General features: G+C 62.6%; 21 protein-coding genes. 11 read left to right on the top strand and 10 right to left on the bottom strand.

The genetic code is table 11. From position 1 onward, the window contains the following. Positions 1 to 32: 32 nt before the first annotated feature. Positions 33 to 1,448: an NAD(P)/FAD-dependent oxidoreductase gene (locus CH251_RS12655; protein WP_032391782.1), complete on the bottom strand. Its 1,416-nt coding sequence runs from the start codon at positions 1,446 to 1,448 to the stop codon at positions 33 to 35. Next, positions 1,445 to 3,301 carry a DUF3556 domain-containing protein gene (locus CH251_RS12650; protein WP_052053415.1) on the bottom strand — a complete coding sequence of 619 codons (1,857 nt, stop codon included), beginning with the start codon at positions 3,299 to 3,301 and terminating at the stop codon, positions 1,445 to 1,447. The genes CH251_RS12655 and CH251_RS12650 overlap by 4 nt, the downstream gene beginning before the upstream one ends. An 816-nt stretch (positions 3,302 to 4,117) precedes the next feature. Between CH251_RS12650 and CH251_RS12645 the strand changes: the two genes are divergently transcribed. Further along, positions 4,118 to 5,407, top strand: a complete 1,290-nt coding sequence (locus CH251_RS12645) for a CdaR family transcriptional regulator (protein WP_094613502.1) — start codon at positions 4,118 to 4,120, stop codon at positions 5,405 to 5,407. Positions 5,408 to 5,453: 46 nt separating this feature from the next. On the opposite strand, the gene CH251_RS12640 is transcribed toward CH251_RS12645, so the two are convergent. Then, on the bottom strand, positions 5,454 to 6,911 hold the full coding sequence (locus CH251_RS12640; protein ID WP_032391780.1) for a class I adenylate-forming enzyme family protein: 1,458 nt from the start codon (positions 6,909 to 6,911) through the stop codon (positions 5,454 to 5,456). Positions 6,912 to 7,162: 251 nt separating this feature from the next. On the opposite strand from CH251_RS12640, the gene CH251_RS12635 reads away from it, so the two are divergent. The 3 genes from CH251_RS12635 to CH251_RS12630 all read left to right on the top strand — a co-directional run bounded on the left by CH251_RS12635 (position 7,163) and on the right by CH251_RS12630 (position 8,654). Next, entirely contained in the window at positions 7,163 to 8,020 is an 858-nt protein-coding gene (locus tag CH251_RS12635; protein WP_052053414.1) for an enoyl-CoA hydratase/isomerase family protein, read from the top strand. Positions 8,021 to 8,148: 128 nt separating this feature from the next. Beyond that, positions 8,149 to 8,292 carry a hypothetical protein gene (locus CH251_RS27495; protein ID WP_155291239.1) on the top strand — a complete coding sequence of 48 codons (144 nt, stop codon included), beginning with the start codon at positions 8,149 to 8,151 and terminating at the stop codon, positions 8,290 to 8,292. A gap of 50 nt (positions 8,293 to 8,342) precedes the next feature. Beyond that, a complete protein-coding gene (locus CH251_RS12630) occupies positions 8,343 to 8,654 on the top strand; it encodes an IclR family transcriptional regulator C-terminal domain-containing protein (protein WP_230598255.1) in 312 nt (103 codons plus the stop codon). A gap of 145 nt (positions 8,655 to 8,799) precedes the next feature. Here CH251_RS12630 and CH251_RS12625 read toward each other — a convergent pair whose 3' ends face one another. After that, positions 8,800 to 10,389 carry an MFS transporter gene (locus CH251_RS12625; RefSeq protein WP_052053413.1) on the bottom strand — a complete coding sequence of 530 codons (1,590 nt, stop codon included), beginning with the start codon at positions 10,387 to 10,389 and terminating at the stop codon, positions 8,800 to 8,802. Positions 10,390 to 10,475: 86 nt separating this feature from the next. Here CH251_RS12625 and CH251_RS28255 point away from each other — a divergent pair, with 86 nt between their 5' ends. After that, positions 10,476 to 10,949 (top strand): helix-turn-helix domain-containing protein, encoded by a 474-nt coding sequence (locus CH251_RS28255; RefSeq protein WP_080735643.1) that lies wholly within the window; start codon positions 10,476 to 10,478, stop codon positions 10,947 to 10,949. A 180-nt stretch (positions 10,950 to 11,129) separates the two neighbouring features. Here CH251_RS28255 and CH251_RS12615 read toward each other — a convergent pair whose 3' ends face one another. Further along, positions 11,130 to 11,423 (bottom strand): hypothetical protein, encoded by a 294-nt coding sequence (locus tag CH251_RS12615; RefSeq protein WP_094613501.1) that lies wholly within the window; start codon positions 11,421 to 11,423, stop codon positions 11,130 to 11,132. 221 nt (positions 11,424 to 11,644) lie between these two features. Between CH251_RS12615 and CH251_RS12610 the strand changes: the two genes are divergently transcribed. Further along, positions 11,645 to 12,154, top strand: coding sequence for a PaaI family thioesterase (locus CH251_RS12610; protein ID WP_032391778.1), 510 nt, complete (start codon positions 11,645 to 11,647; stop codon positions 12,152 to 12,154). A 3-nt stretch (positions 12,155 to 12,157) separates the two neighbouring features. Further along, the gene (locus tag CH251_RS12605; RefSeq protein WP_080735642.1) at positions 12,158 to 12,709 is read left to right on the top strand and encodes a helix-turn-helix domain-containing protein; all 552 of its coding nucleotides are present in this window, start codon (positions 12,158 to 12,160) and stop codon (positions 12,707 to 12,709) included. Between the two features lie 147 nt (positions 12,710 to 12,856). Here CH251_RS12605 and CH251_RS12600 read toward each other — a convergent pair whose 3' ends face one another. From CH251_RS12600 to CH251_RS12590, 3 genes are all read right to left on the bottom strand, one after another. Continuing rightward, positions 12,857 to 13,663, bottom strand: coding sequence for an SDR family oxidoreductase (locus tag CH251_RS12600; protein ID WP_032391777.1), 807 nt, complete (start codon positions 13,661 to 13,663; stop codon positions 12,857 to 12,859). A gap of 22 nt (positions 13,664 to 13,685) precedes the next feature. After that, the gene (locus CH251_RS12595; RefSeq protein ID WP_032391776.1) at positions 13,686 to 14,129 is read right to left on the bottom strand and encodes an Rrf2 family transcriptional regulator; all 444 of its coding nucleotides are present in this window, start codon (positions 14,127 to 14,129) and stop codon (positions 13,686 to 13,688) included. 481 nt (positions 14,130 to 14,610) lie between these two features. Further along, on the bottom strand, positions 14,611 to 15,561 hold the full coding sequence (locus CH251_RS12590) for an aldo/keto reductase (RefSeq protein ID WP_032391775.1): 951 nt from the start codon (positions 15,559 to 15,561) through the stop codon (positions 14,611 to 14,613). A gap of 882 nt (positions 15,562 to 16,443) precedes the next feature. Here CH251_RS12590 and CH251_RS12585 point away from each other — a divergent pair. Both CH251_RS12585 and CH251_RS12580 read left to right on the top strand, forming a co-directional pair. Then, positions 16,444 to 17,550 (top strand): GGDEF domain-containing protein, encoded by a 1,107-nt coding sequence (locus CH251_RS12585; RefSeq protein WP_032391774.1) that lies wholly within the window; start codon positions 16,444 to 16,446, stop codon positions 17,548 to 17,550. A 272-nt stretch (positions 17,551 to 17,822) separates the two neighbouring features. After that, the gene (locus CH251_RS12580) at positions 17,823 to 18,443 is read left to right on the top strand and encodes a PrsW family glutamic-type intramembrane protease (protein ID WP_080735641.1); all 621 of its coding nucleotides are present in this window, start codon (positions 17,823 to 17,825) and stop codon (positions 18,441 to 18,443) included. A gap of 701 nt (positions 18,444 to 19,144) precedes the next feature. Here CH251_RS12580 and CH251_RS12575 read toward each other — a convergent pair. Continuing rightward, positions 19,145 to 19,387 carry a hypothetical protein gene (locus CH251_RS12575; protein ID WP_094613500.1) on the bottom strand — a complete coding sequence of 81 codons (243 nt, stop codon included), beginning with the start codon at positions 19,385 to 19,387 and terminating at the stop codon, positions 19,145 to 19,147. Positions 19,388 to 19,392: 5 nt separating this feature from the next. Next, positions 19,393 to 19,638 carry a hypothetical protein gene (locus CH251_RS12570; RefSeq protein WP_032391772.1) on the bottom strand — a complete coding sequence of 82 codons (246 nt, stop codon included), beginning with the start codon at positions 19,636 to 19,638 and terminating at the stop codon, positions 19,393 to 19,395. Positions 19,639 to 20,248: 610 nt separating this feature from the next. Here CH251_RS12570 and CH251_RS12565 point away from each other — a divergent pair. Then, positions 20,249 to 20,620: a helix-turn-helix transcriptional regulator gene (locus CH251_RS12565; protein ID WP_032391771.1), complete on the top strand. Its 372-nt coding sequence runs from the start codon at positions 20,249 to 20,251 to the stop codon at positions 20,618 to 20,620. 39 nt (positions 20,621 to 20,659) lie between these two features. After that, the gene (locus tag CH251_RS12560) at positions 20,660 to 22,069 is read left to right on the top strand and encodes an ABC transporter substrate-binding protein (protein ID WP_032391770.1); all 1,410 of its coding nucleotides are present in this window, start codon (positions 20,660 to 20,662) and stop codon (positions 22,067 to 22,069) included. Positions 22,070 to 22,263 lie beyond the last annotated feature (194 nt).

The raw sequence follows: 22,263 nt of genomic DNA, 5'->3' as shown, positions 1-22,263 counted from the left end.
GAGTTCCCTGGGCGATTTCGGCTCACGGGTGTTCACGCTCGCAGACGCTGAAGTGCTCGCTTAGCGGCGTTGTACCCGCACATTCCGTGAGCGCCGGCGCCGGGTGGCGTGGCGGCCGAGCAGAGCGAGACCCCTTCGATGCCCGTGGAGTAGGGGTTCAGCGTGGCGCGGGGACGGAACACCAGCTGCAGAGGGTCGTTGGCCCCGGTCACGACGTCGCCTCCGATGTAGTTGGCGTTGTGGGCCTCCATCGCCGCCACGTCACGGACGCGGCGGTCGAGGATCCGGTCCTTGAAACCGGGGGCGAAGCGTTCGATCTGGTTTTCGATCAGCGAGGTCGCGTCACCCGTCCAGCCGGAAGGCACGTGCGCGTAGGCGTAGAACGGGTTGACCCCATCGTGGGAACGTGAGGGGTCGGCTACATACTGCTGACCGGCGAGGACGAAGGGCCGTTCGGGCATCTGGCCTCGGTTGACCTGCCGCTCGGTCGCCGCGATCTCGCTCAGAGCCCCTCCTACGTGGACAGTGCCGCAGCGGCGTGCAGGCTCGTACGTCCAGGGCACCTCACCTGCGATCGCGAACTCGACCTTGAAAGAGCCGGGCCCGTGCCGGAACCGTCGCAGTGCCCTCGCGACGTGGCGTGGCATGCGATCACCCGCGATGCGGGCCGCGGCACTCGGAGCGACGTCCAACATCACCAGATCGGGTGACCCCAGCTCGTCGAGCGTTTCGACCTCGATACCAGTCTCGACTTTGCCCCCGAGGCTTTCGAGCAGTGAGATCATGGCCCGGCTGATGGTGCCGGATCCACCCTCGGCCACGGGCCACCCGTAACGATGAGCTGCCGCGCCGAGAGCGACGCCTACGGCTGACGAGACGGGGGAGCTGAAGGGCCGAAAGGCATGCGCGGCGACGCCGGCGAAAAGGGCGCGGGCCTCCTCGGTGGACCACACACGGGCCAGCACGTTTGCCGGCAGCCCGGCGTACGCACCGAAGCGCGCGAGCTTCAGGGGGTGGGCCGGCACGTGCAAGATCGGCTGGAGGAAGTCGACGGTGATGTCGTCGAACCGGTCAGTGAGTGCGCCGAACACCGAGATCCACCGCTTGCCGTCGACACCGAGTGCCGCGGACGTCTCGTCGACGGACTGCCACGCCGCAGCGCCCCGCCCGCCGTCGAGGGGGTGGGCGTACTGAATTTCCGGCCACAGCCACGTCAGTCCGTGTGACTGGAGGTCGAACCCACGGGAGAACGGGGTGTCGACGGCCAGCGGGTGGAACCCGGAGCATTCGTCGTGTATCAACCCGGGCAGCGTCAGTTCGCTGCTGCGGGTACCACCTCCAGGGGTGTCGGCGGCCTCGAGCACGCGGACCGACACCCCCTCGGCGGCGAGGGTGAGAGCGGCAGCGAGACCGTTGGGCCCACTGCCGACAACGACCGCACTGGTCACGCGTCGACCGCGTCGGTCGAATTGACGATGTCGGGATCGGCGACGCCGGTGGCGGCTGGGTTCGCCGATGCGACTTTGGGATGGCTGATTCGCTCGTAGCCGTGCAGATGCCAGTGCACCTCCGTCGCGATGGGCCCGTTGGGTAACCAGGGCTGCTCGACGATGGCGTCCCTCACGGCATAGCTGCCCCGCTCGACGATGCCGATGGCCGCGTCCACCACGAGGTACTGCTGACGACCTCCGAAGATCGGCTCGGACTCGATCCAGACCACTACGAACTCACCGGGAGCGAAATTGCAGCGCTTCTGGATCGCCTCGATCAACTGCGGGCTGTGCAGGTGGCCATCGCCGAAGTTGAAGGCCACTACCGCATTACAGCTGAACTCGGCCTCACGCAGCGTGTAGTGGTTGATGTCGTCGCCCAACGTTTTGATCATGACCGAGTTGAGACCGCGACCCTGGCTGTGCAGTGATCGCCAGCCGAGGATCTGGTGCAGCACGACCTCGGACACTTCGGGGCCGTAAGTTGCCGAAAGCTGGTCATAGGTCATCGGTGCCGACTTGACGATGTGCTCGTTCAATTTGGCTTCGGCGCCGGGTGCCATTGCCCAGAAGCCCGTCGCCCAGTTGCCGGCGTACTGACGCATGGACGGGAGGAACGAGACGAGGTCGGGGCGTAAGTTGCCGAGCACTGGAAAGAAGAGCAACCCGACGAGCGTCAGCGCCAGCAGGCCCCCATGCATGTCGCTCACCGCAAATCCGCCGCCCGCCGGGAAGCCGGCGAACAGGAACACGGTCAGGTACATGAACAGCACGTTCCATTCCAGCGGCGTGGCCAGCGGGAACGTCGAGGTGATGACCAGGTGGAACAGCAGCATGACTCCGATGGCGATGACGGTGGACGTCATGTTCGTCGAGAACAACAGCACGAACGGCGTTACGATCTCCACGAGCGTTCCGCCGACGTGGGCCACTGAGGTGCCCAGGCGGGACGGGCGCAGGTCGTCGGGGAAGTTGCGGTAGTTCATCCGCTTGACTCTGATCGAAGTCAGCCAGGGGGTATTGCTCATCATCGGTGGAATTACCATCGAGACGTGGTGGCCGAGCTTCGACACACCCGCTCCGACCCAAACCGAGACGATCAGGATCTTCGCCGCGACGATCATGTCGACGAACGGAAAGAAGCCGAAGAAGACGAGTGCCGGCAGGTACTGCTCACCGCGTGCGCCCACGAAGATGACCTTGTCGCGGAGCCCGTTCAGCACGAGCAGCACCCCGACGGCGATCGCGAGGCCCGGAGCGACAAGCCCATGATTGTCGGCACCGACCACTGAATCCAGCGAAGAGCTGGACACGCCCGGCAGCACCAGAGCCACGGCCAGCACCGCGATGTAGACCATGTACAGCAGCGTGTCGAACACGGTGCGCTCGTCGCCGGAGGTGAAAGGCACCTTGCCCGGCCATGGTGCGAGGCGGATGGTCCGCGGCTTCGCCCAATAGCGAAACCCTCCTGTCTTGGGCTCGAAGTGACCGGACAACGGCCCCCAGGAACCGCCGTACCCGATGGATTCCAGCAGCAGGATCCACAGTATTGCCTTCTGATAGAAGATCGGTTCGTTCCACCACTGCCCGACGTCGAGGGGGCTGATCCCGGAAGTCAGCGAGTTCAGGACGATTCCGCCGATCATGAACGGGAAGAACAGCCGTGCGATGTAGGTCAACGCGGTGATCTTGGGGGTGCCGAAACCATAGTCGACCCAGTGTCGGGAGAGGATTTTGATGCGCTCCTGGTACGGCGTGGCGAGGAACGTGGCCGGGTCGACCGGAGGAAAGTCCCCTGTCTTGAGTCCCATCGTGTTCTCCTTACTTCTTCGTGTGAGGTGTCCGGTCCGTCTCGCGCGCAGGCGTATTCGACCGAAGCGTCGGTTACGTGACTGGGGTGGTGCGGCCGACTCCGCTGGGGTTAGCAGCTTGTTCCCCATGACCAGCCAACTGCGGGCAGGCGCTTCAGAAACAGGTGGTGAGCTGGAGTCATGACAGGTACGCCGGGGCGAACTCGTGCCTGCGGTCCCGAGGAGTGGCGTGGAGCACACCGGGAGGTGTGAATCAGGACACTACGGGGGTGCGCAGTCGTCATCTACGGGGATGAAGTACGAAGATCGCACGCTCATTTGTGCACGCTGCACAAGCCATGAACTGCCTACGACAGGGAATGGACGCGACGCGTCGGACGGCGTCGGCGGCGGCGGAATTGCACATAGTTCGGCTGGATCCGCCGTCGCAACAAACTGACCTAAGCTAGCCTTTCGCTAGTTGCTATAATTTCGTGAGTAGCGCGGTAGCATCGTCTTCGAGAGCGGACACGTCGTTCCGCGTGACTGCACCCAGCCCGATCAGCGACTGGCACCTCAAGGAGTTATTTTGTCCGACAACAGCTCCGACGTATTCCAGTCATCTGTTGCGCTCGGGTTCGTTCGGGATTTTCGTCACCGTCCGTATCGTCGTCGCAACCACACACTTCATTGCACCGACGCGGGTGGCGCGATCCTTCGGAACACACACCGCCGCCCACCCGGTAGTCGGCTTCGAACCGGTTGTCGGCTTCTGCCTGAGCCCACGGCCTTTGTGGATATCTCGGTGCCGCATCCTCACCTGACGGGGGTGACGCGATGAGGACACTGACGTCGAAGACGTCGCAAGACAAGGAAGAGTTGAAGCGGCGCGTCTCGTACGTGGGGCAGCGACTCAACGACCGCCAGCCGGAGATTGCGCGCGCGATGGCCGAGCTACTGTCGACGATCGATTACCTCGACGGTGACCCGCGGCTCATCGCGCTACTCGAAGCAAGCACCGAAGGCAATATCGAGACCATCTTTCATGTACTCATCAACGACATCGCCATAGCGAATCTGAAACCCGCGACCGCGGCCGTCGAATATGCCGAGCGACTCGCACAGCGCGGCGTTCCAGCCAACTCGCTGGTCAGGGCCTACCACATGGGGCAGGACGACCTGATGGCCTCGTGCTTCGAAGAAGTGCATTTGCTCGACTGCGATGCAGAGATGAAACTTCAAGTCCTCCACCATATCTCCAGTGTCATCTACGAGTTCGTCGACTGGATCTGCCTTTATCTGCTCGGCATCTACGAGGCCGAGCAGCAGCGGTGGAACACGACGTCGGGCCACGTACACACGGCGATGCTGCACTCGATCCTGGCGCGCAAGCAGACGTCGTTCGCCAGCTTCGAGACCGAGACCGGGTACCGGCTCGATCAGTATCACGTAGCCCTCATCATCTGGAGCGAGAGCAGCAACCCCGAGACCGACTTGCTCCGTGAGATCGAGCACGCTGCGCGCCGCTTGGCCTCGTCGGTCAAGGCGTTCTCGGCTCCCGTGTTCTCCGCCGTCGACCGAAGTACGGCGTGGGTATGGATCCCGCGAGGTTCGAGCAGAGAGACGCTCGACCACGAGGACGTGACAGCCGCCCTGGCGAAGGTGCCTGGTGCTCGGGCGAGCATCGGGATCGTCGGTCACGGCGTGACGGGCTTCCGGCGCAGTCACGAGCAAGCAGAGGCCGCGCGACTCGTCGCAATGGCCGGCGGGACCGATATGGCGCGTGTCGTGGCGTACTCCGACCGGAGCCTCGCAGTCGTCTCGATGCTGACGCACGACATGGAAGGGCTTCGCGCATGGGTGCAGGAGAGCCTTGGACAACTTGCGGTAGACAGCGAGAGCAACGCACGATTACGTGAAACAACGCTCACGTTCTTCTCGATGGGCAGCCACCACTCGGCCGCGTCCGACGCCATGACCATCCACCGGAATACTCTCAAGTACCGGCTCGAGCGCGCCGAGGCGACACGGGGAAGGCCGCTGACCAGTGGCCGGCTCGATCTGGAGCTGGCTCTCCAGGTCTGCCGGTACCTCGGGTCTTCCGTACTTCTACCGCCCACTCGATGACTCCACGGGCCACGTGATCACCTTGCTTCCCTGTTGGAGCGGTGGTCTACGCCAGCTTCACCATTCGGCGGAGCCCGGGTTTGTCTGTCTTGCCGACTGCGTTCTTCGGCAGCGACTCGACGATGGAGATCTCGGTGGGGATCTTGACGCGCGTCAGCCGTTCGGCGCAGTGCGCGAGTAGAAGGTCGACCGTGAGGTCACTGTTCGGGTAGAGCACGACCTGCGCGACAGGGACTTCGCCGAGTACGGGGTCCGGGACACCGACAACAGCTGCCTCGAGTACCTCGGCGAGCTCGGTCAGCGCCTGCTCGATCTCCTTGGGGTAGATGTTTTCGCCGCCTCGGATGATCATGTCCTTCACGCGGTCGACGATCCTCAAGTAGCCGTCGCCATCGAGAGCGCCGATGTCGCCCGTGTGGAGCCAGCCGTTTCGGACGGTTTCGGCGGTGGCGCTTGGGTTTCCGAGGTAACCCTGCATGACTGCCGGACCTTGAATGAGCACCTCGCCCGGGCTGTCGGTTGCCACGTCCATACCGTGGGGACCCACAACGCGAATGGTCTGACCAGGCAACGCCGGTCCGACTGTGCCGAGCTTGCGCACGCCCTGCAGCGGATTGCACGTCGACGCGCACGTCCCTTCTGTGAGTCCATAGCCCTCGAGCACCTCGAAGCCGTAGCGCGAGTGAACGGCGGCAAGCAGCTCTCGCGAGATCGGCGCCGCGCCACACACCACGAATCGCAGTGATGAGACATCAGGTTCTTTATCGGCGGGCAATGCTGCGAGGAGCGCGAAGATGGTGGGCACGCCGGAAAAGTACGTCGGGCGCACGCGTTCGACGTCGCCGAAGAACCGTGTCTTGGAGAACGTGCCGACGATCGTCATGCGCCCGCCGACGCGCAAGGGGGCGAGCGTGCTGACCATCAGAGCGTTCACATGAAACAAGGGGAGAACGAGCAAACAGTGATCCGACGCGGTCAGCTCGAAGTGTGCGGCAAAGGTCGAACTCATGAACTCGGCATTCGCGTGACTCAACACCACTCCGCGTGGTCTACCCGTCGAACCCGAGGTGTAGACGATCAAGGCAGGTGTGTCCGGGTTCAGTGTGACCGGCGGTTCGACCGCCTCGCTCATCTGGTCGAGCGCATCGACCGACAAACCGGTCACCCCCTCGACCGGCGACACACCGTCGACCGTGACCACGAGGCGAGCGCCCGAGTCAGCCAGCTGGTGCGCCGCCTCGACCGCCGTGAGCGCTGGGTTGATCGGGGTAACGGCAGCACCGAGCCGCCACGCTGCACCGATCACCAGTACGAGTTCGAGTCGATTGGGAAGCATGACGGCAACGACGTCGTCCCTGGTGACATCAGATGCGGCCAGCTGCGCCGCGATCGATCCGCAGCGCCGTGCTACCTCGGAGAAGGTCAGCTCCTGGCGTTCATCGGCGATCGCGACCGAATCCGAGTACTGCTCTGCCAGCACCCACGGCAAATAACCGAACTCCATTTCGAGACTGCTCCTCGCATATAATTACTCGGGGACCCAAGGCCACGGCGTGGACACGACACTAAGCGCGACGACCGGGCTGATGAATGTCCATCCGAACCGAAATCGTCCAGCCTTTCAGTGCATTGTGCACAAGTCGCAGTTCGAACGACCAAGCTGTGAATTTCGCTGCGCCGTGGTTTATCTGGTGCCCTGCAAAAGATGAAGAGCATCGCGGGTCATCGAGCATCGAGAGTGCTAGCGTCTCGGCAATGAAAACGAGTCGAATTGTGGCTGCGGACATTTCACAAGCAGTCGTCCAGGACGTTCTGATCGACGTGACGGACGGTGTCGGCACCATCACGCTGGATCGCCCCGATCGACGGAACGCACTGTCGGACGCGATGATCAATGGATTCGCCACAGCGCTCGAAGAATTGGAGGCGTCCCCCAAAGTGGGTGCAATTGTCATCACCGGGGCCGGCAGCGCATTCTGCTCCGGCGGAGATGTTCAGGACTTTCACGAACACGGTGGCGAAGGAGGCGGTTCCCTCGAGGTCGACCAACGCGCCGTCGAGGAACAACGTCGCGACCAGGAAGCAACAATTGGCAGCATCTACAGGTGCCGCAAGCCAGTCGTGGCGTCCATCCCCGGCGCAGTCGCGGGGGCCGGCATCGGCTTCGCGCTCGCCGCGGACCTTCGGATCGCCACCTCTCGGACGGTGTTCGCGACTGCTTTCGCGGCCGTCGGGCTGGCTGGTGACTACGGCGTTGCATGGCTGCTCGACCGGCTGGTCGGACCCGCAAAGGCGCGCGAGCTCATGTTTCTCAACCCCCGGATACGAGGCGAGGAATGCCTGGCCATCGGCTTGGTCAACTGGCTGGTCCCCGATGACGAACTCGTATCGCGTACACGCGAGGTCGCCGAGCGGCTGGCGATGAGCTCATCGCATGCGCTCGAAGGGATGAAGCAGAACTTGCTTCGGGCGCCGAAGGACGACCTCTCGACCTCCATGTACAACGAAATACCTCTGCACAAAGCGACCGGCTTGACCGAGAACCATGTAGCGGCCATCAGTGCCTTCGTCGCCAAGCAGAATCCAACCTTTTCTACCGGGTGGCACGATTAAATGACGTAAAGATTGACGGCACAGTCGATTCGAGACCGGAGGACGATCCGATATCAGGTCCCGGCTTCGTACCTATGTTGCTTGCCGGGCCAAAACGCCGGCAGTCCGGCACGGATACGCTGCGCCCCGTGGTCACCTCGTCCAGTGGCGTGCGGGGTCCCGGTGAGGGCGGTGGGGTCGGCGTCGGTGACCGCCCGCTGAAGATTGGACGCGCCATGTATCACCCCGGTCAGGACACGGCGAAGTGGGTGCGTACGAAAGCAATGGGATAGGTGTCGGAATACGTCCAGTCCGCGATCGCGGCAACTATATGCTGCTGGTCTTGCAGGAAGAAGCCCTTTCCCGTCCACTGCGTCGGTACACGCCGAGGTCGATCACCGATCCGAAAGTCCTGGCCCGCGAACTGGACTCGATTCGTCGCACCGGAATCGCGATCGAGCGAGAGGAGGCCGCGATGGGTGGTTGCTGCGTTGCCTCGCCCGTGCTGCTGGCCGGTGAACCCATCGCGGCACTGTCGGTGTCGGTGCCCAAGGACCGTTTCGCACCCGAGTTGCTCGCCCCTGCTGTCCGCACCGCGGCGTTGGCATTGGGACGGGTCTTGGCACGCAGTTCTACCGGGCAATCCGAGGGATGAGTCGCGCCGCGGAGCGGTCGGGGACTCCCCCACGTCCGCCCAAGGGGTCGGCGTCGAAGCCCGCACGATGCAGATGCCTATCCAGTCGAACCTCTTTCACGGGTGTCAGACCGCCGAATGTTGTGCGGCAGCAACATATCTCGGACTACTCTTGCCGTGCCGTCGGTACGGTGGAGACGTCGGCGGCCGCGCCTGTCGGTGCCGTGGGCCTGTCGACTCCCGTGTGTGGACGGTTCCTCACGAACAGAACGGTCGCCACCGCACCCGCCGCGAAGAGTGCGGCGATGACGGTCAGACCGGTGTGCACTCCTGCGGTGTACGCGGAACCGAGTGCATCGACCACGTCGCCGTCGAAGCTGCCGGAGATCGGACGTCCCTCTCGCATTGCAGTTGCGACCGACACCCTCGTGTCTTCGGGCACACCGCGAGCTTCGAGTTCGGACGGAAGACGGTGGATGACCGTGGTGGTGAGGACGGCACCCAGCGTCGAAGTTCCGAGAACCGAACCCAGCTGACGAGCAGCATTGACGGCACCCGACGCCATTCCGGTCCGGGCCGGGTCGACACTCACCATCGCAGCGGCAGTGCTCGGCGCTGCGACCAGCCCGACCCCTGCACCGAAGAGCGCGAACCAGAACCACACCATCCCGAATCCTGTCGAAGAATTCTGCGTCAGCAGGCCCACGGCCGCGATTGCACCCAGCAACAACCCACTCGCCAGTGGCAGAACGAAACCCGTCCGCCGAACGATCCTCCCGGCAACTGCGGCCACCACGACATACGCGACGAAGACAACCACCAGCCGCCAGCCCGTAGCGAGAGCATCGAGAGACTGCGCACGTTCGTAGAAGAACACCTGCAACACGGCCAGACCGGTGAACCCGAACAGGGCTATCGCGGCAATCACACTGATCGTGGCGAACGAGGGGGAGGTGAACAACCGCACGTCGAGCATCGGCGAGTCGACACGCAACTCGACGATGACGAACACGACGACGGCAACTGCTGCGATCACCCACGCTGCGACGACGCGACCATCGAGGTATCCCGATCCGCCACCCTCGATCAGGCCGTACACCACGGCCGCGATCGCGGTCGTACCCAGAACGAGGCCGCCGGGGTCGAGCCGGGCGCCCGGCTGGAGCGATTCCGGAACGCCGCCGAACGTGAGCCCGAAAGCAATGGCGCTCAGCATGATCGCGGGAACAAAGGCGTAACCCCACTCCACATGATCGAGCAGCACACCTGCAGAGATCGGACCCACCGCGAGACCGATTCCCGACGACGCCGCCCACAACGTGATCATCTCGGTGCGCCGATGTGGGTCGGGAAATGCCGCAGCCACCAGCGCAAGGCCGTTGGGAAGAATCAACGCTCCCCCTGCGCCGGCGACGAGCTGCCCGACGACGAGTATCGGCAAGGAATTCGCGAACACGACGAGCGCTGCGCCCGAGGCGAGCACGAGCGTTCCGACCCGGAACATACGTCGGCGTCCGAAGAGACTCCCGAGCGTGCCGGACGAGAGCACCAATGCGGCAACGGCGAGGGTATACGCGCTGGGCACCCACACCAAGGCGGCCGGTGATACCTGCAGAGCGGCCTGAACAGCGCCGAGCGAGGACACGGATGCCGTGATCTGCAGAAACGTGACCATCGCCCCGACACACGTCGCCAAGACGGTGAAGGTGCGCCCACGTGTGAGCCCCCCCGATGGGTGCGCCGTGCGATCCGTCATGGATATCCTGACTGTTCGAGTGAGTAGTCAGCTGACCGTAGCCGCTGGCTTGCGCAACGGCAAGCCAGCTTTGCTATCGTGGTCGAATGACTGGTGCTCTTTGGGATCGCGGGAGTTGGACACTCGACAATTGCTCCGTCGTCAATGCCCTCGACGTCATCGGCAATCGCATTTCGCTGCTTCTGATTCGCGAGGCCTTGCTCGGTACGAGCCGGTTCGACGACTTCGCCGCTCGCATCGGCATTTCCGAGTCCGCGGCCGCAAAACGTCTGACGGAGCTCACTACCGCAGGGGTACTCGAACGCCGGCCCTACCGCGACCCGAAGCAACGCGAGCGGCACGAATACCTACTGACACAGAAGGGTTCAGAACTTCGAGTAATTGTGACCGCCTTGCGAGATTGGGGTGATACGTGGGCGTCCGGGGAATCGGGCCCACCCTTTCACGTCATACATCGCGATTGCGGATCCACCGTCCACGCTGAAGTGCGTTGTACACGAGGACATTCGGTATCACGCAGCGAGGCGGACTTGATAGCGGGTCCTGAGCTAGACAGCTGACCCGTATCGGGTCAACAGTGTCGACGACCGGCGCACGACGGAGACCGGGCGACCCGTGGGGCACCGCGTTCAGGCGGTCACGAGCAGACAATTCGTCCACTCTCCTGATTGCGGCAGCAACTCACTTAAGATCCCCTGTGCGAAACGCGGCGACGCCACCCGACCCATCACCGGGTCGCGCTACGGTTCCAGGACGAGTAGGGCCGCAAGCTTCATGGCGAGCGGAGCACGATCCGAACCCCCGGCGAGGTAGCTGATGTACCTCGAAGCGGCAGCATCCGGCGCGAGCAGAACGACCGGAGCCACATGAAGATCGACCAGCCGGTGCAGGCCGTCGAGTGAACCCTGGGGGTCTGCACTGTTCAGGAGCAAGAGTCGGTGGACGGCCCGCACAACGACGCCTGACTCTCGCATGCCGGCGGGCAGCTCGGCGCGCACCAGGTCGGCGATTTCGGCATTGGTCAGTTTGCGCATGTGCACACTCAGCTCATCGAAGGTGGAACGCACGCACCGGGCCGGCGCTGCAATGAGGTGCAGTCCAGATCGAACGCACTCGGTTACTTGCATCATGATAGTCACTCGCACTAAAGTCGTAGCCACGCGCCTCCGACCCGATTTCAGGCTCGTCGCAGCGCGCTCAGCGTCAACCGATCGTTCACCCGAATCTGTTCGGTCCGAACAACCATGGGAGTGGCATGCACAGCGACACCGACGAGCTTCACCGGTCCGAGACCTTCACGTGGGCCGACCCGAGCCTTGTTCTCCACCGGGCTTCGGGCATGAGCGGCCTCGAGGTAATGCAGGCGCTGATGCGTGGCGAACTGCCGCCCCCGCCGATCGCCGCCCTGATGAAATTCACGCCGATCGAGGTCGAGGTCGGCAGGGTCGTGTTCGAATGCACACCCACCCAAGCGCACTACAACCCGATCGGCACCGTCCACGGCGGACTCGCCTGCACCCTGCTCGACACGGTCCTGGGCTGCGCTGGCCAGACGACTCTGCCCGCCGGTACCGGCTACACCTCGATCGACATCAACGTCAGCTACCTCCGCAACATCCACGACACCAGCGGTCCCTTGACGGCGACGGGCCGAGTTACCAAGACGGGGTCACGGGTAATCTTCACCGAAGGGTCCATCGTCGACAAACAGGGCAAATCGGTAGCCACAGCCACCAGCTCGCTCCTCGTCATTCCACCGCGATAACCGATGCAGCGCAGCAGCTTCGACAACATGGGATGCCCTATCGCCAACGCCCTGGAGCAGGTCGGAGAATGGTGGACGCTGTTGATTCTCCGCGATGCACTCGACGGTTTCTCCCGCTTCGACGAGTTCGAACGCAACCTCGGAATCGCACCGAACATGCTGACACGCCGCCTGACGTCATTGGTCGAGACAGGTCTGCTCGAACGCCGCCCGTACAACGCACGGCCACGCCGCTACGAGTATGTACCGACGCAGCGGGGGCGTGAGATCACCCCTGTCATCGTGGCTCTTTACGCCTGGGGGAACAAGCACGTCGCCCCCGAACATCGAGGTGTCGCCCTGGTCGACGACTCCGGTGAAGAAATCGATCCCGTGTTCGTCGACCGTCGGACAGGTCGCAGTCTGGGCGAGAGTCGAGCACGTTTCGTATCCGGCCCAGCAGCCTCGGACGCACTCGTCCGTCGTCTCGACCCCGACCTGCGGGCCGAGCGCCGACGGCGCTCGCAAGACCTCGATCCTGACCCCGCTACGGACGACGCCCGGCCCACCGCCTAACACTCAATTCCGCGCATCGCCTGCTAGTCGACTGCCATCCCGGAGGCACTTCTCCCGCTCTGTTAGGAAGGTCCTGCAGGTGAGGACGTTCGACAGTCAGTCCACCCCCCCCCAACACACCAGGCGCGAGGTGCCCGGGTCGGAAGCTCAGCGTGGGTGGTATTGCGTCATGAGCTTCCCGAACTTCCGAAGACCGATCACGTCGGCAGCAGACGGAGACACAGCATTGACAGCCGACATCATCCTGAGCATCAGCCCACCCATCACATGCTGTTGGCGTCGCTTCCGGATGGTGGTGAGGATCTCGCCGGCGACCGTCTCGGGCTCGACGAGGTCGACACCCATCTCATGCCACATGTCGAAGTAGGCGGACTCCGACTCGGTGTTCGCGGGTGCTGGCCCGAAGAACGACAACGCCACGCCGGTCCCGTCAAGCTCACGATTGGAGGCCTGAACGTAGCCCGCCAGCGCGCCCCGGCTCGCCGCGTAGGCGCTCATGAACGGAAGCCCCACCCTGCCGTCCATAGCGCCACCGACGTGCACGATCACACTGCCGCCGGCTTGCTCGAGCAGTCCCGGCAGGAAGGCCTGGGTCACAAAGATCGGCCCCTTCACGTTGACCTCGAGCATCGAATCGACATCGGTCTGTGTGTACTCCCCTATGGCCTTGCGCGGCGAGATGCCAGCAAGGTTAACCACCGCATCGATCCGGCCGAGGTGCTCGAATGCCGCCGCCGCCAGCTCCTTCAGGCTCGCCGGATCGGCCACGTCCGCACGCACATAGATCGCCGACCCGTCGCTTCGGCCGGTCAGCGCGGCAGCATCACTCTCGCGTCGCGCCGCAAGCACCAACCGGTAGCCCTCGTTTGCAAGCAGCTTGGCCAGCGGGTGACCGAATCCTCCCGTAACGCCAATGAGGACTGCGGTGGGAGTTTTGTCCGGTGAGTTCGTCATGAATTAGATACTACATCGGTATCTAATTCTGGTCAAAAGGTGCCTCGACCTTTGCCTTGATCCTGGAGACGACGTTCGCCAACGTTGTCCCGCGCAGCTGCTTCTCGACCGCTACCTGGATGTCAGTGAGTACGTCAGCCATCACTTCCTGGATGTTGGAGCTGATGACGCAATCCGCATTGACGGGATAGGTGTGTACAGCCGAGGCGCTCGGAGGGTCCACCGCAGAGAAGATATCGAAGAGGGAGATGCTTTCTGCACTTCGCGCCAAGGCGTACCCGCCCGACTTGCCGACGGCGGAGTCGACAAGATTCGCCTTCGAAAGCTTGACGAGGATTTTCTTGACGAAGATGGGGTTCGCATTGACGCTACCTGCGAGATGCTCCGACGTGAAATATCCCTCGTAGTGGGCAAGTGCCGCCAATACGTGGACGGCGATCGAAAACTGAGTGCTGGGAGCGGGCATACAAAGATGCTAGAACAGTAGCCGTTTGGGCCGGTGAGCAGACCGCACGTCGAACCACCCGAGTCCTCGCAGGCGTGTCGAAGCTGAAACTCGAGGAGTCGAAAGACCGACAACGTGTCAACGGCCGAGATGGAATCGCCGTTGGTAGCCAGGAGAAAGCCCACCTATAGGGGTGTTTCAGGGCGGGTCCTTTCGAGGCTGTGCGTCTTTCAATGCGGTGGGACTGAATGTCGGTGACGACGATGGCAGCCAGCCGTGCACGTGGACCCCCAGGCCATCGACAGCCCCCGCCCAAGAAGAACCGGATCATGTTTTCGGCACGGCTGCTGCAATGGTGCAGTCTAGCTAACAGTTCTGCCGAACCGACCGACACAATCCAAGCAGCGATGGCGAGCAACTCCCCTTATTCATGAGCTGCAACGGTGCGAAACCCGCCGTTGCCGCCACGTCGATGAATATTGACGATCCTGCCGTCCGGGTTTCATTCGGGGATTTGGTTTAGCGCCTCGTCGAGTTCTGGGGTCCAGGCGAACTGGACGGCAGCCCACGCTGCAGACCACTGCTCGTCGCGGCTGACGGAGACGATCGGGGCAGCGACCTGAGGCCGGTTGAGGACCCATGCCAACGCAAGTGAGGCCGGTTCGAGTCCGTACTGGGCGGCCACGTCATCGAACGCGCGCAGACGAAACTGTGCGCGGGGGTCGTCGAGAAGGTGCGCGGTGCCCGACGCGATACTCGCACGGTCACCGTGGCCGGGACGCTCACCGTTGCTGTACCGGCCGGCGAGAAGCCCGTTCGCCAACGGTGAGTACGGCGTGTAGAGCAGGCCTTCGGCCTCCACGATAGGGAGCAGTTCGGGATCGTCGCGTCGGGTGAGCCAGGAGTATTCGTTCTGCACCAGAGCCGGCCGAACGAGGCTTAATTTGTCCGCGGTGTGCAAAACCTCGGTCAGATCGGTAGCGGTGACGTTGGAGACGCCGTAGGCGCGAATCGTGCCGTCCTCCACGGCCCGGCCGAACACTGGCAATGAGTCCTCCCACGGTGTGTTCGGATCGACACGGTGGGACAGAAACAGATCGACTCGGCCGAGCGTATCGATACTGCGCTTCAACTGTCCGGCGATGTGCTCGGGTGACAGGTTCGGGCCGGTGGCAGTGTTCCCGGCCTTGCTTTGGATCAGCACATCCGCGTCCGGGTGCGCGCGCACCCACTGACCGACAATTCGTTCGCTCGCGCCTTGGGCATAGATGTCCGCCGTGTCGAACACCGTGATCCCGACCTCGATCGCGTGATCCATGATCATGGTCGCGCGCGCGGCATCCAGGCCGACACCGGGACCAACAGTTCCGGCGATACCGCCGAAGTTCCCCGTGCCCAACAACGCTGGGCGCAAGCGCCGTTGAAGCATGGAAGCGAGTTCGGAGGTGGTCATGGCTGTACCTCTTTCTGTCCGAACGTCAGCGGTCTCATCAATCTTGGTTCCAGCTGGTCGACGAGTTCGAGCGCTGTTGTCCCGCTGAGGCTGACTTGTTCGAGCGCGCCGGCGATAGGACAAACCATACTGTCGAAACTGCTGCTCGGTATGTATCACCTCGGAGGTATGACGAGCAAAGAACTCGTTTCGGTTGCTACGACGTACCGTCCTTGTCGACTATGGAACCTTCCGCGAAGATGACTAGTGATCCTCGTTTGACAACAATTCCAGAAGCGTCCAACGGCCCACCCGAATCGAGAAGGCTGTTGAGCTGACTAAAGTTCGGATCGATCGGTGTGTAACCCGTTCCGGCAGGCAACATGGTGTGCACCGTGCAAGCGATCAGGATCAAGTGCACCCGAGACCGCCGTGCACAGTGCCGATGGGGTTGTAATGCGCCTCTGACGGAGAAAACCCGAACATCACCTTGCCGTCTTCGACCCCTATGTCGTAATACAAACTCAGCGAAGGTTGAGTTACTTCTGTCGCACTGCAGTGCGGTGTACCCGTCAAGACCATGGCGTACGTCCTCGCATGCCAAAGCTGTTCGGTTCTGCGCTGCGGGTTCGACCAGAGCGAACTCGATGTGACTTCGGGTAGCACAGGTGCACTCGTCTCCGGCGGCGACGCGGGTGGTGAAATTCTCGCCGATGTCGGGGAACTTCGCTTGACTCCCACAACTAAGGCACCGCCCACGGGAGTCATGCGCTTCGCCGTTCGATTGAATCCGAAACCGCCAGCTCGCCCAGGATTGGTTGATAGCACCTTCGAAAGGTCTATTTTCTGTTAGCCTCCGAACCGTACAGGTCGCGGGGGCCGCTTTCTTCCACAGGGGTTCTCATGATCGCCGAATTCGCTCGCTTCAGGGCATCACCCCGCTCGGGCGGTAAGGCTTCGTGCCGGTTCATCGGTCGGCCGGGTCTCGACGAACTCGCCGTCGAACGTGCCAAATTCACGCAATATTTGGCGGGTGTCGCGACGCTTACCATCGGAATCATCGGCTTCGTCAGCGCACCGTCGGAGGAGTACACCGGAATCGGCGTTCCCGTGGTGGTCCTGATCAGCCTCACAACACTGCCGATTGCTGTGCATTGGTTCGTGGGTGCCTGGCCCAGCCCGAAAACGCTCGTCGCGTTCGTCGTCTATTCCGACGTGACGATCACGGTCTGCCTGCTGTTGAAACAGGACCTGTTGACTGCTATCGGTGGGACGGTTCTGTTCGCAGTTGTCACCACGTTTGCTGTCATTGCTGTTTCGCCGCTGGCTTGCTCGACTCACATGGCATATTCGGTCGTCGTTCTGGGCATCATCGCGTGTAGGGCTGCATTGAGCGAAGCGGCCAGCTGGTGGGTGGTTGTGGCCCACACGCTGACCATGCTGTTGATGTTCTCCGCGCCGTTGGTTCTCATCCTGTACGTCGGCGAACTTCGGTCCCGGGCGCGCGATTCGTTGGTGGACCCTTTGACCGGTCTGAGGAACCGCCGAGGCCTTTTCGCTGCGGTCGAAGCGATAGTCGTCACCGCATCGACGAACCGGCCGATGGCGATGAGTGCAGTGGTCATCGACGTGGATGGTATGAAGGGCGTGAACGATTCTTACGGACACCAGACCGGCGACGAGGTGTTACGGGATCTGACCCAACAGCTCCGCGCATCGACTGCGAAGGACTGGGTGGTCGCCCGCCTCGGCGGCGACGAGTTCGCGTGTGTGACGGTCGGCGAACTGGCTACCATCGATCTTCTCGTCAGCCAGCTGATGACCGCTCTTTCCAGTGCACGAATGATCTCGGGCGTGTCGGTGAGTGTTGGTTCGGCGGTGACCGAAGTCTTCGACGGCAGCTCTGAACAAGCGATTCTGCAGTTGCTCAACACTGCCGACGCCGAGATGTACCGTGCGAAGCACGCCAGGAAAGAACGGTCCGCTCGCTGTGATTCGGCGGACGGCTGACCATCAGACGGTGATTGACTGTCGAGCCGGAAATGCCTGCCGAAGCACACCGGATTCACCGATGATGCACGACACCTTCGGCATCACACGGGCAAACTTTCCGAACGCCTGAGGTACCGGTGCTTACCTACGCATCGAACGCGACGTTCGGAATCCCTCGCAGGGACGGTGATCTACAGCACTGACAAGCAGATCATCCGCGCTCAACCGCCCGAGGCTTTCCGTTCTGTCCGTATCCGGAACACGCTAGTCGGTGCGTTTCTCGGACTCGGATTCGCGGTCTTCGAGGTTTCCTGTACGCGGCCAACTCCACTGCCCGGGCGTTCGGTACCGATCCGGTCGGTCAGGCAGTGCAGATGTCGTTCACCCGCATCGCGGTCAGCTTCGTCTCCCCTCCGCTCTTCAGTGCCCTCGTCTGCACGGGTGTCATCTACATCATCGGCACCGCGGCCCAGCCACGCCGGATCGGGCGCGGCCTGGCGTTCGTGTTGTTGGGCATGATTCTGCACTTCACCTGGGACGACGCCACCGGCCTCGGTATGGGTGGCATCCTGACGTTCCCCGTCATGATCGGCTCCATCGTGCTCGGGTTCACAATGCTGACGATCGCGTTTCGACGAGCAGCGCCGCGTGAATACGAGTTCGTCCGCGACATCCTCGCCCCCGAGGTCGAAGCGGGGACCGTGACCGACGCCGAGGTGGACGGCATTCTGGAGAACAAGGCGCGTAAGGCGTTCGTCAAGTCCGCGCCCCATCACACGTCCCGTCGAGCACGCAAGCATCTTCGGCGCGCGATCTCGACCTCGCCCACGATCCGCGGGAAAGCAGCCGACACCGAGGCCGTGCGTCACTCTCGCTCGGAGGTCGAGCGTCTGCGCGTCAAGGCCGGCTGACCGACAACCGAACGAAACCGAAACCGTCCGAACGTGTTTGGGGAGTATCGGTTTTTCGTCTCCCGGAGAGAAGCAGCTTTGTCGCCAGCAGTGCGGTCGAGACATCAGGTGATGCGTTGCAGGATCTACTCGAAGAGCCAAAAACTCGTCAGTGCAATAAAGCTGATCATCGGTATCTTCACAACCTGTCGGCGACGCCGTCATGAACGTACGTTCCGAGCACATCCGGTTTCGAAAATCGAATTTTGTCGATTCTCTGGATGCATCGAGTCTGCGTCCGAGCGCACCGACCGGTGGCACACTCGTCCACCGATCTTCCCTCGCACCGGCAAATTCGGACTGTCCTCGACGACGAGGACCTCGGTAGCTCGAACCGGATTGCGGACTTGCGGGGACTGTATAGATGATCGTGTTGGGTCGAGACCGGGTCAAGCGGCAGCGACGCGTGCCGACAGCGGCCGACCAAGTCGAGAACGACAGTTTCCGCAGCGTCAAGATGTCTTGACGCTGGTGCTATTGCCACGTTTCGCTCCTCGCCGAACGCGGCCCCCTCAGTGTCTGGGTGATCTCCGCGTTCGAGCTGGCCAAGCCGCACGGCCCCGCGATCGCGCCGACACGGTGATCGACACTCCACGCTGGGCAGCAAGCCGACTTTCCCGATCCGGTGCGGACGAGTGCAGGTGACCTACCGAGCAGGTGACCTACCGATGAGGGCGCTGTGTCATGCCGGTCGCGTGCACGGAGTAGTCGATAAAGCGGCTGCGGAGTGCAGCATCTATCAGCCCGGCGCGGTCCGGATTGGTCAATCGCCTGAACAGTCGACGCTTGTATTCGTCCATGTCCACACCGAATTTGACGAATACCTCTTCGAACGGTGCTCCGCCGAACGGCTCCCACATCGCGGCGAAATCCACCAGGGCATCCCCCGACTTCTTTGTGGCCATTGCTGTCACCGCGCCGCGGCAGTGTCGCTGTCGTCGAGGTCGCTATCGTCGACGAACACCAGAACGCCCGTATCGAGGGCGATCGCCCATCGATGTGGTTGCGCCCAGTCCCGACCCAGTCGATCGCCGGGAATCAGCGAGTCCGCGAAGTCCTCCACAATCGTTCCACTGACCACGCCGTCGTCGCGTCGAACTTGGACCTTCTCACCAACGGTGCGCCCGGATTTTGTGTTACGTCGAGTGTCGGTCATGACGGTATTGAAACAGATCGCTCACCCACGCGAGGTGCGGACAGGAACTGCAAGGAAATTCGTTGCTAAGAAACAGATCCGCTGCGTGACACCGAACGTTCCGACGTGACGGGCAGACCGCTGAGGGGCTCCCGCCGGGTCCTTCGGCGGCTGATCGTGCCGCACGTTCCGACAGCACGAGCAGCCGCGCCGTCGAGTGGAAAGCGCGATCGCGACGCCCAGCAGTGTTGATCAGCTCCGGCGAGGAGTGGAAAGACCCGACCGAGAGAAACCGGGGACTTGAATGGAAGGAACCAGGTCGAGTCTCGCCAGGCACCCGTGCCGCCACGGTGCTCTGATCATCGGAACGGCAGCGCGAGGGGGTTGATGACAGGAATCGATCGTGATGTTTCTCGGAACCGCGTCGATCCCGGTCGGTGTCGCGCGGGTCGTTCCGAGTCTTCGCGCGAACCCCGACGGAGACAGCGGCAAGATCCAACGGTTTCTGCTGCGCCGATGAAGCCGATGAATATGACACGTCGACGAAAGTATTTCGATAAGCGCCAGCATGAGATATGTTGATGTCGGTTGACCTATCAGGTCGAATCCACATCGAGATGAGGACAGTGCGATGGGTGTCGGTGAGCAGCAAAGCCGGGAGCTGGTGTTCGCGGCTCTCGCCGACCAAGTCCGTCGCGAGATCCTCGACACCCTGGCTTCGAACGGCGAGTGCAGTGCAGGGTTCATCAGTGACCGCATACCATCTGTGGGCCGCACGACGGTATCTGCGCATCTGAAGGCGCTGAAGATGTCGGGAGTGATCATCGAGCGACGAGCGGGCCGCAATCGGTTCTTCTCGGTCGACCCTGCAGGCCCGGCCAACGACGCTCTACAGTTTCTTCGTGATGTCCTCGAACGGTCTCTGGTGGCGCAGACATCGAGTGATCCGCCCGTTGCGGGCAACGTCGACAATGGTGCGCTTCGACCCCGTCGTCGGGCGTGAGACGAGTCCGTTCGCAGTCGGCATGACGGCGGTGCCCTGATGGCCGGATTGTCGGTCACTGCCCAATTGCATCTGTCTCAACGACCGGCGGCGGTGTTTCAGAGCTTTCTCGATGGCGACCTTCTCGACCTCGAGTGCACACGGCTGGTGGTGGGGGCCGCGGTATCTGTGTCGCTGCCGGTCGGCGGTGAGGGCACTGCAGGTATGCCGATCACGCTGCTCGGGCACGTTGCTGCTGTACGCGAGGGCCGATCGGTCGCCATTGTCCATCATCAACCGTGGCGGGGCCGATTGACGTTGCGGTTTCTCGCCGATGGGGCCGGAACACGCGTGGTTCTGGAATCCAGCTTGGACCAGGACGGAGTTTCATGGCTGGCGCACAAGCGCGGTTACGGCCCACCCGAACCGCTGAGGCCGGATAGACACCGCATAGGGCTGCTGGTCAGCAAGTCCGGTTCGGCAGCAGTGTTCGCACAGGCCACCGAAACACTGGCCCAGTTGGCTGTCGACGAGATCAATGCGGACGGCGGGATTCGTGGCCTTCCTATGGAGCTGTTGATCGGCGACGATGCCTCCGACTCGCTGACCGGGTCTGCCGCGACCCGGAGACTGCTGCACAGCGGATGCCGAATCATCTTTGCTTGTGTCACCTCCGCCACCTTCAACGCCGCGGCCTCCGCCCTGCAGGACACCGACGTGTTATTGGTTCACACTGTGCTCAACGAAGGCGGTCGGCCGAGCGCCTCGATCGTACGGCTCGGTGAACGGCCGTTGGCGCAGACACGGGCCGGAATGCCGGCGTTGATGGCCGAGACCGACGCCCGCACATGGTTCTTCGTCGGCCACCGATATTCGTGGTCCTACGGCGCCCATTGGGCGGCGCGCCGCGTCGCGGCCGAGAACAACGCGTCAGTGCTCGGTGACAACTACCTGCCCCTCGGGACCACGGACTTCTCGTCCACCATCGCCGCCATAGACGAGTCCGGAGCCGAGTTGATTCTCTCGACCCTGGTCGGGCACGACGAGGTCGTGTTCGAGCAGCAGTGTTTCGATGCGGGATTACGTTCGAGGACACGCACATTGGCGTTGGTGCTCGACGAAGCCACCCAGCAACTGATCGGCACCTCCGCTGCCGACGGAGTCTGGGCTGCATTCGCGTACTTCCAGGGCACGACCGACACATATCGGGACCTCGAGGGCCGGTACAACGCCTTACAGGTAGGTCCGATGCCGCCGATGAGCTCTCTGTCCGAAACCACGTACGAGGCGATCGTCGCATACGGCCGAATCCTTGCTACTGCGGGCGCCGAACTCGACAGAGAAACTCTGCGGCAACGCCTAGATTCGCCGACGGCGGTGGCGCGTGGGAGTCGTCAAGGCTTTCCGAACGAGTGCAGACGAGGCATCGTGCTCGCGGAATCGCACCACGGAGTCTTCCGGCCACTCTGAACTCGCCTCCCGTCACAGTCAGGTCTATGTGTCGCTACCCATTGACACGATTTCGTCGGCCATCTAGAGTTAATTGTGACGACGAACACATCGGTTCGAAGTCGAGCCTCGAACCGACTCACGTTGCACTGCATGAATTTTGAGTGACAGGCGTTCCGAAATCTGTGCGCAACACAGACTTAACACATGGATAT

The organism is Rhodococcus sp. 06-462-5, from assembly GCF_002258315.1.
GTDB lineage: Bacteria > Actinomycetota > Actinomycetes > Mycobacteriales > Mycobacteriaceae > Rhodococcoides.
This window is presented reverse-complemented; position numbering and strand designations above follow the sequence as displayed.

Bases quoted from the DNA above. Each gene is read 5' to 3' on its own strand.
- CH251_RS12560 (WP_032391770.1), top strand. From the start codon at position 20,660: ATGGCCGGATTGTCGGTCACTGCCCAATTGCATCTGTCTCAACGACCG.
- CH251_RS12600 (WP_032391777.1), bottom strand. From the start codon at position 13,663: ATGACGAACTCACCGGACAAAACTCCCACCGCAGTCCTCATTGGCGTT.
- CH251_RS12590 (WP_032391775.1), bottom strand. From the start codon at position 15,561: ATGACCACCTCCGAACTCGCTTCCATGCTTCAACGGCGCTTGCGCCCA.
- CH251_RS12605 (WP_080735642.1), top strand. From the start codon at position 12,158: ATGCAGCGCAGCAGCTTCGACAACATGGGATGCCCTATCGCCAACGCC.
- CH251_RS12645 (WP_094613502.1), top strand. From the start codon at position 4,118: ATGAGGACACTGACGTCGAAGACGTCGCAAGACAAGGAAGAGTTGAAG.
- CH251_RS12570 (WP_032391772.1), bottom strand. From the start codon at position 19,638: ATGACCGACACTCGACGTAACACAAAATCCGGGCGCACCGTTGGTGAG.
- CH251_RS12615 (WP_094613501.1), bottom strand. From the start codon at position 11,423: ATGCGCAAACTGACCAATGCCGAAATCGCCGACCTGGTGCGCGCCGAG.
- CH251_RS28255 (WP_080735643.1), top strand. From the start codon at position 10,476: ATGACTGGTGCTCTTTGGGATCGCGGGAGTTGGACACTCGACAATTGC.
- CH251_RS12585 (WP_032391774.1), top strand. From the start codon at position 16,444: ATGATCGCCGAATTCGCTCGCTTCAGGGCATCACCCCGCTCGGGCGGT.
- CH251_RS12575 (WP_094613500.1), bottom strand. From the start codon at position 19,387: ATGGCCACAAAGAAGTCGGGGGATGCCCTGGTGGATTTCGCCGCGATG.
- CH251_RS12625 (WP_052053413.1), bottom strand. From the start codon at position 10,389: ATGACGGATCGCACGGCGCACCCATCGGGGGGGCTCACACGTGGGCGC.
- CH251_RS12635 (WP_052053414.1), top strand. From the start codon at position 7,163: ATGAAAACGAGTCGAATTGTGGCTGCGGACATTTCACAAGCAGTCGTC.
- CH251_RS12640 (WP_032391780.1), bottom strand. From the start codon at position 6,911: ATGGAGTTCGGTTATTTGCCGTGGGTGCTGGCAGAGCAGTACTCGGAT.
- CH251_RS12650 (WP_052053415.1), bottom strand. From the start codon at position 3,301: ATGGGACTCAAGACAGGGGACTTTCCTCCGGTCGACCCGGCCACGTTC.
- CH251_RS12595 (WP_032391776.1), bottom strand. From the start codon at position 14,129: ATGCCCGCTCCCAGCACTCAGTTTTCGATCGCCGTCCACGTATTGGCG.
- CH251_RS12610 (WP_032391778.1), top strand. From the start codon at position 11,645: ATGCACAGCGACACCGACGAGCTTCACCGGTCCGAGACCTTCACGTGG.
- CH251_RS12565 (WP_032391771.1), top strand. From the start codon at position 20,249: ATGGGTGTCGGTGAGCAGCAAAGCCGGGAGCTGGTGTTCGCGGCTCTC.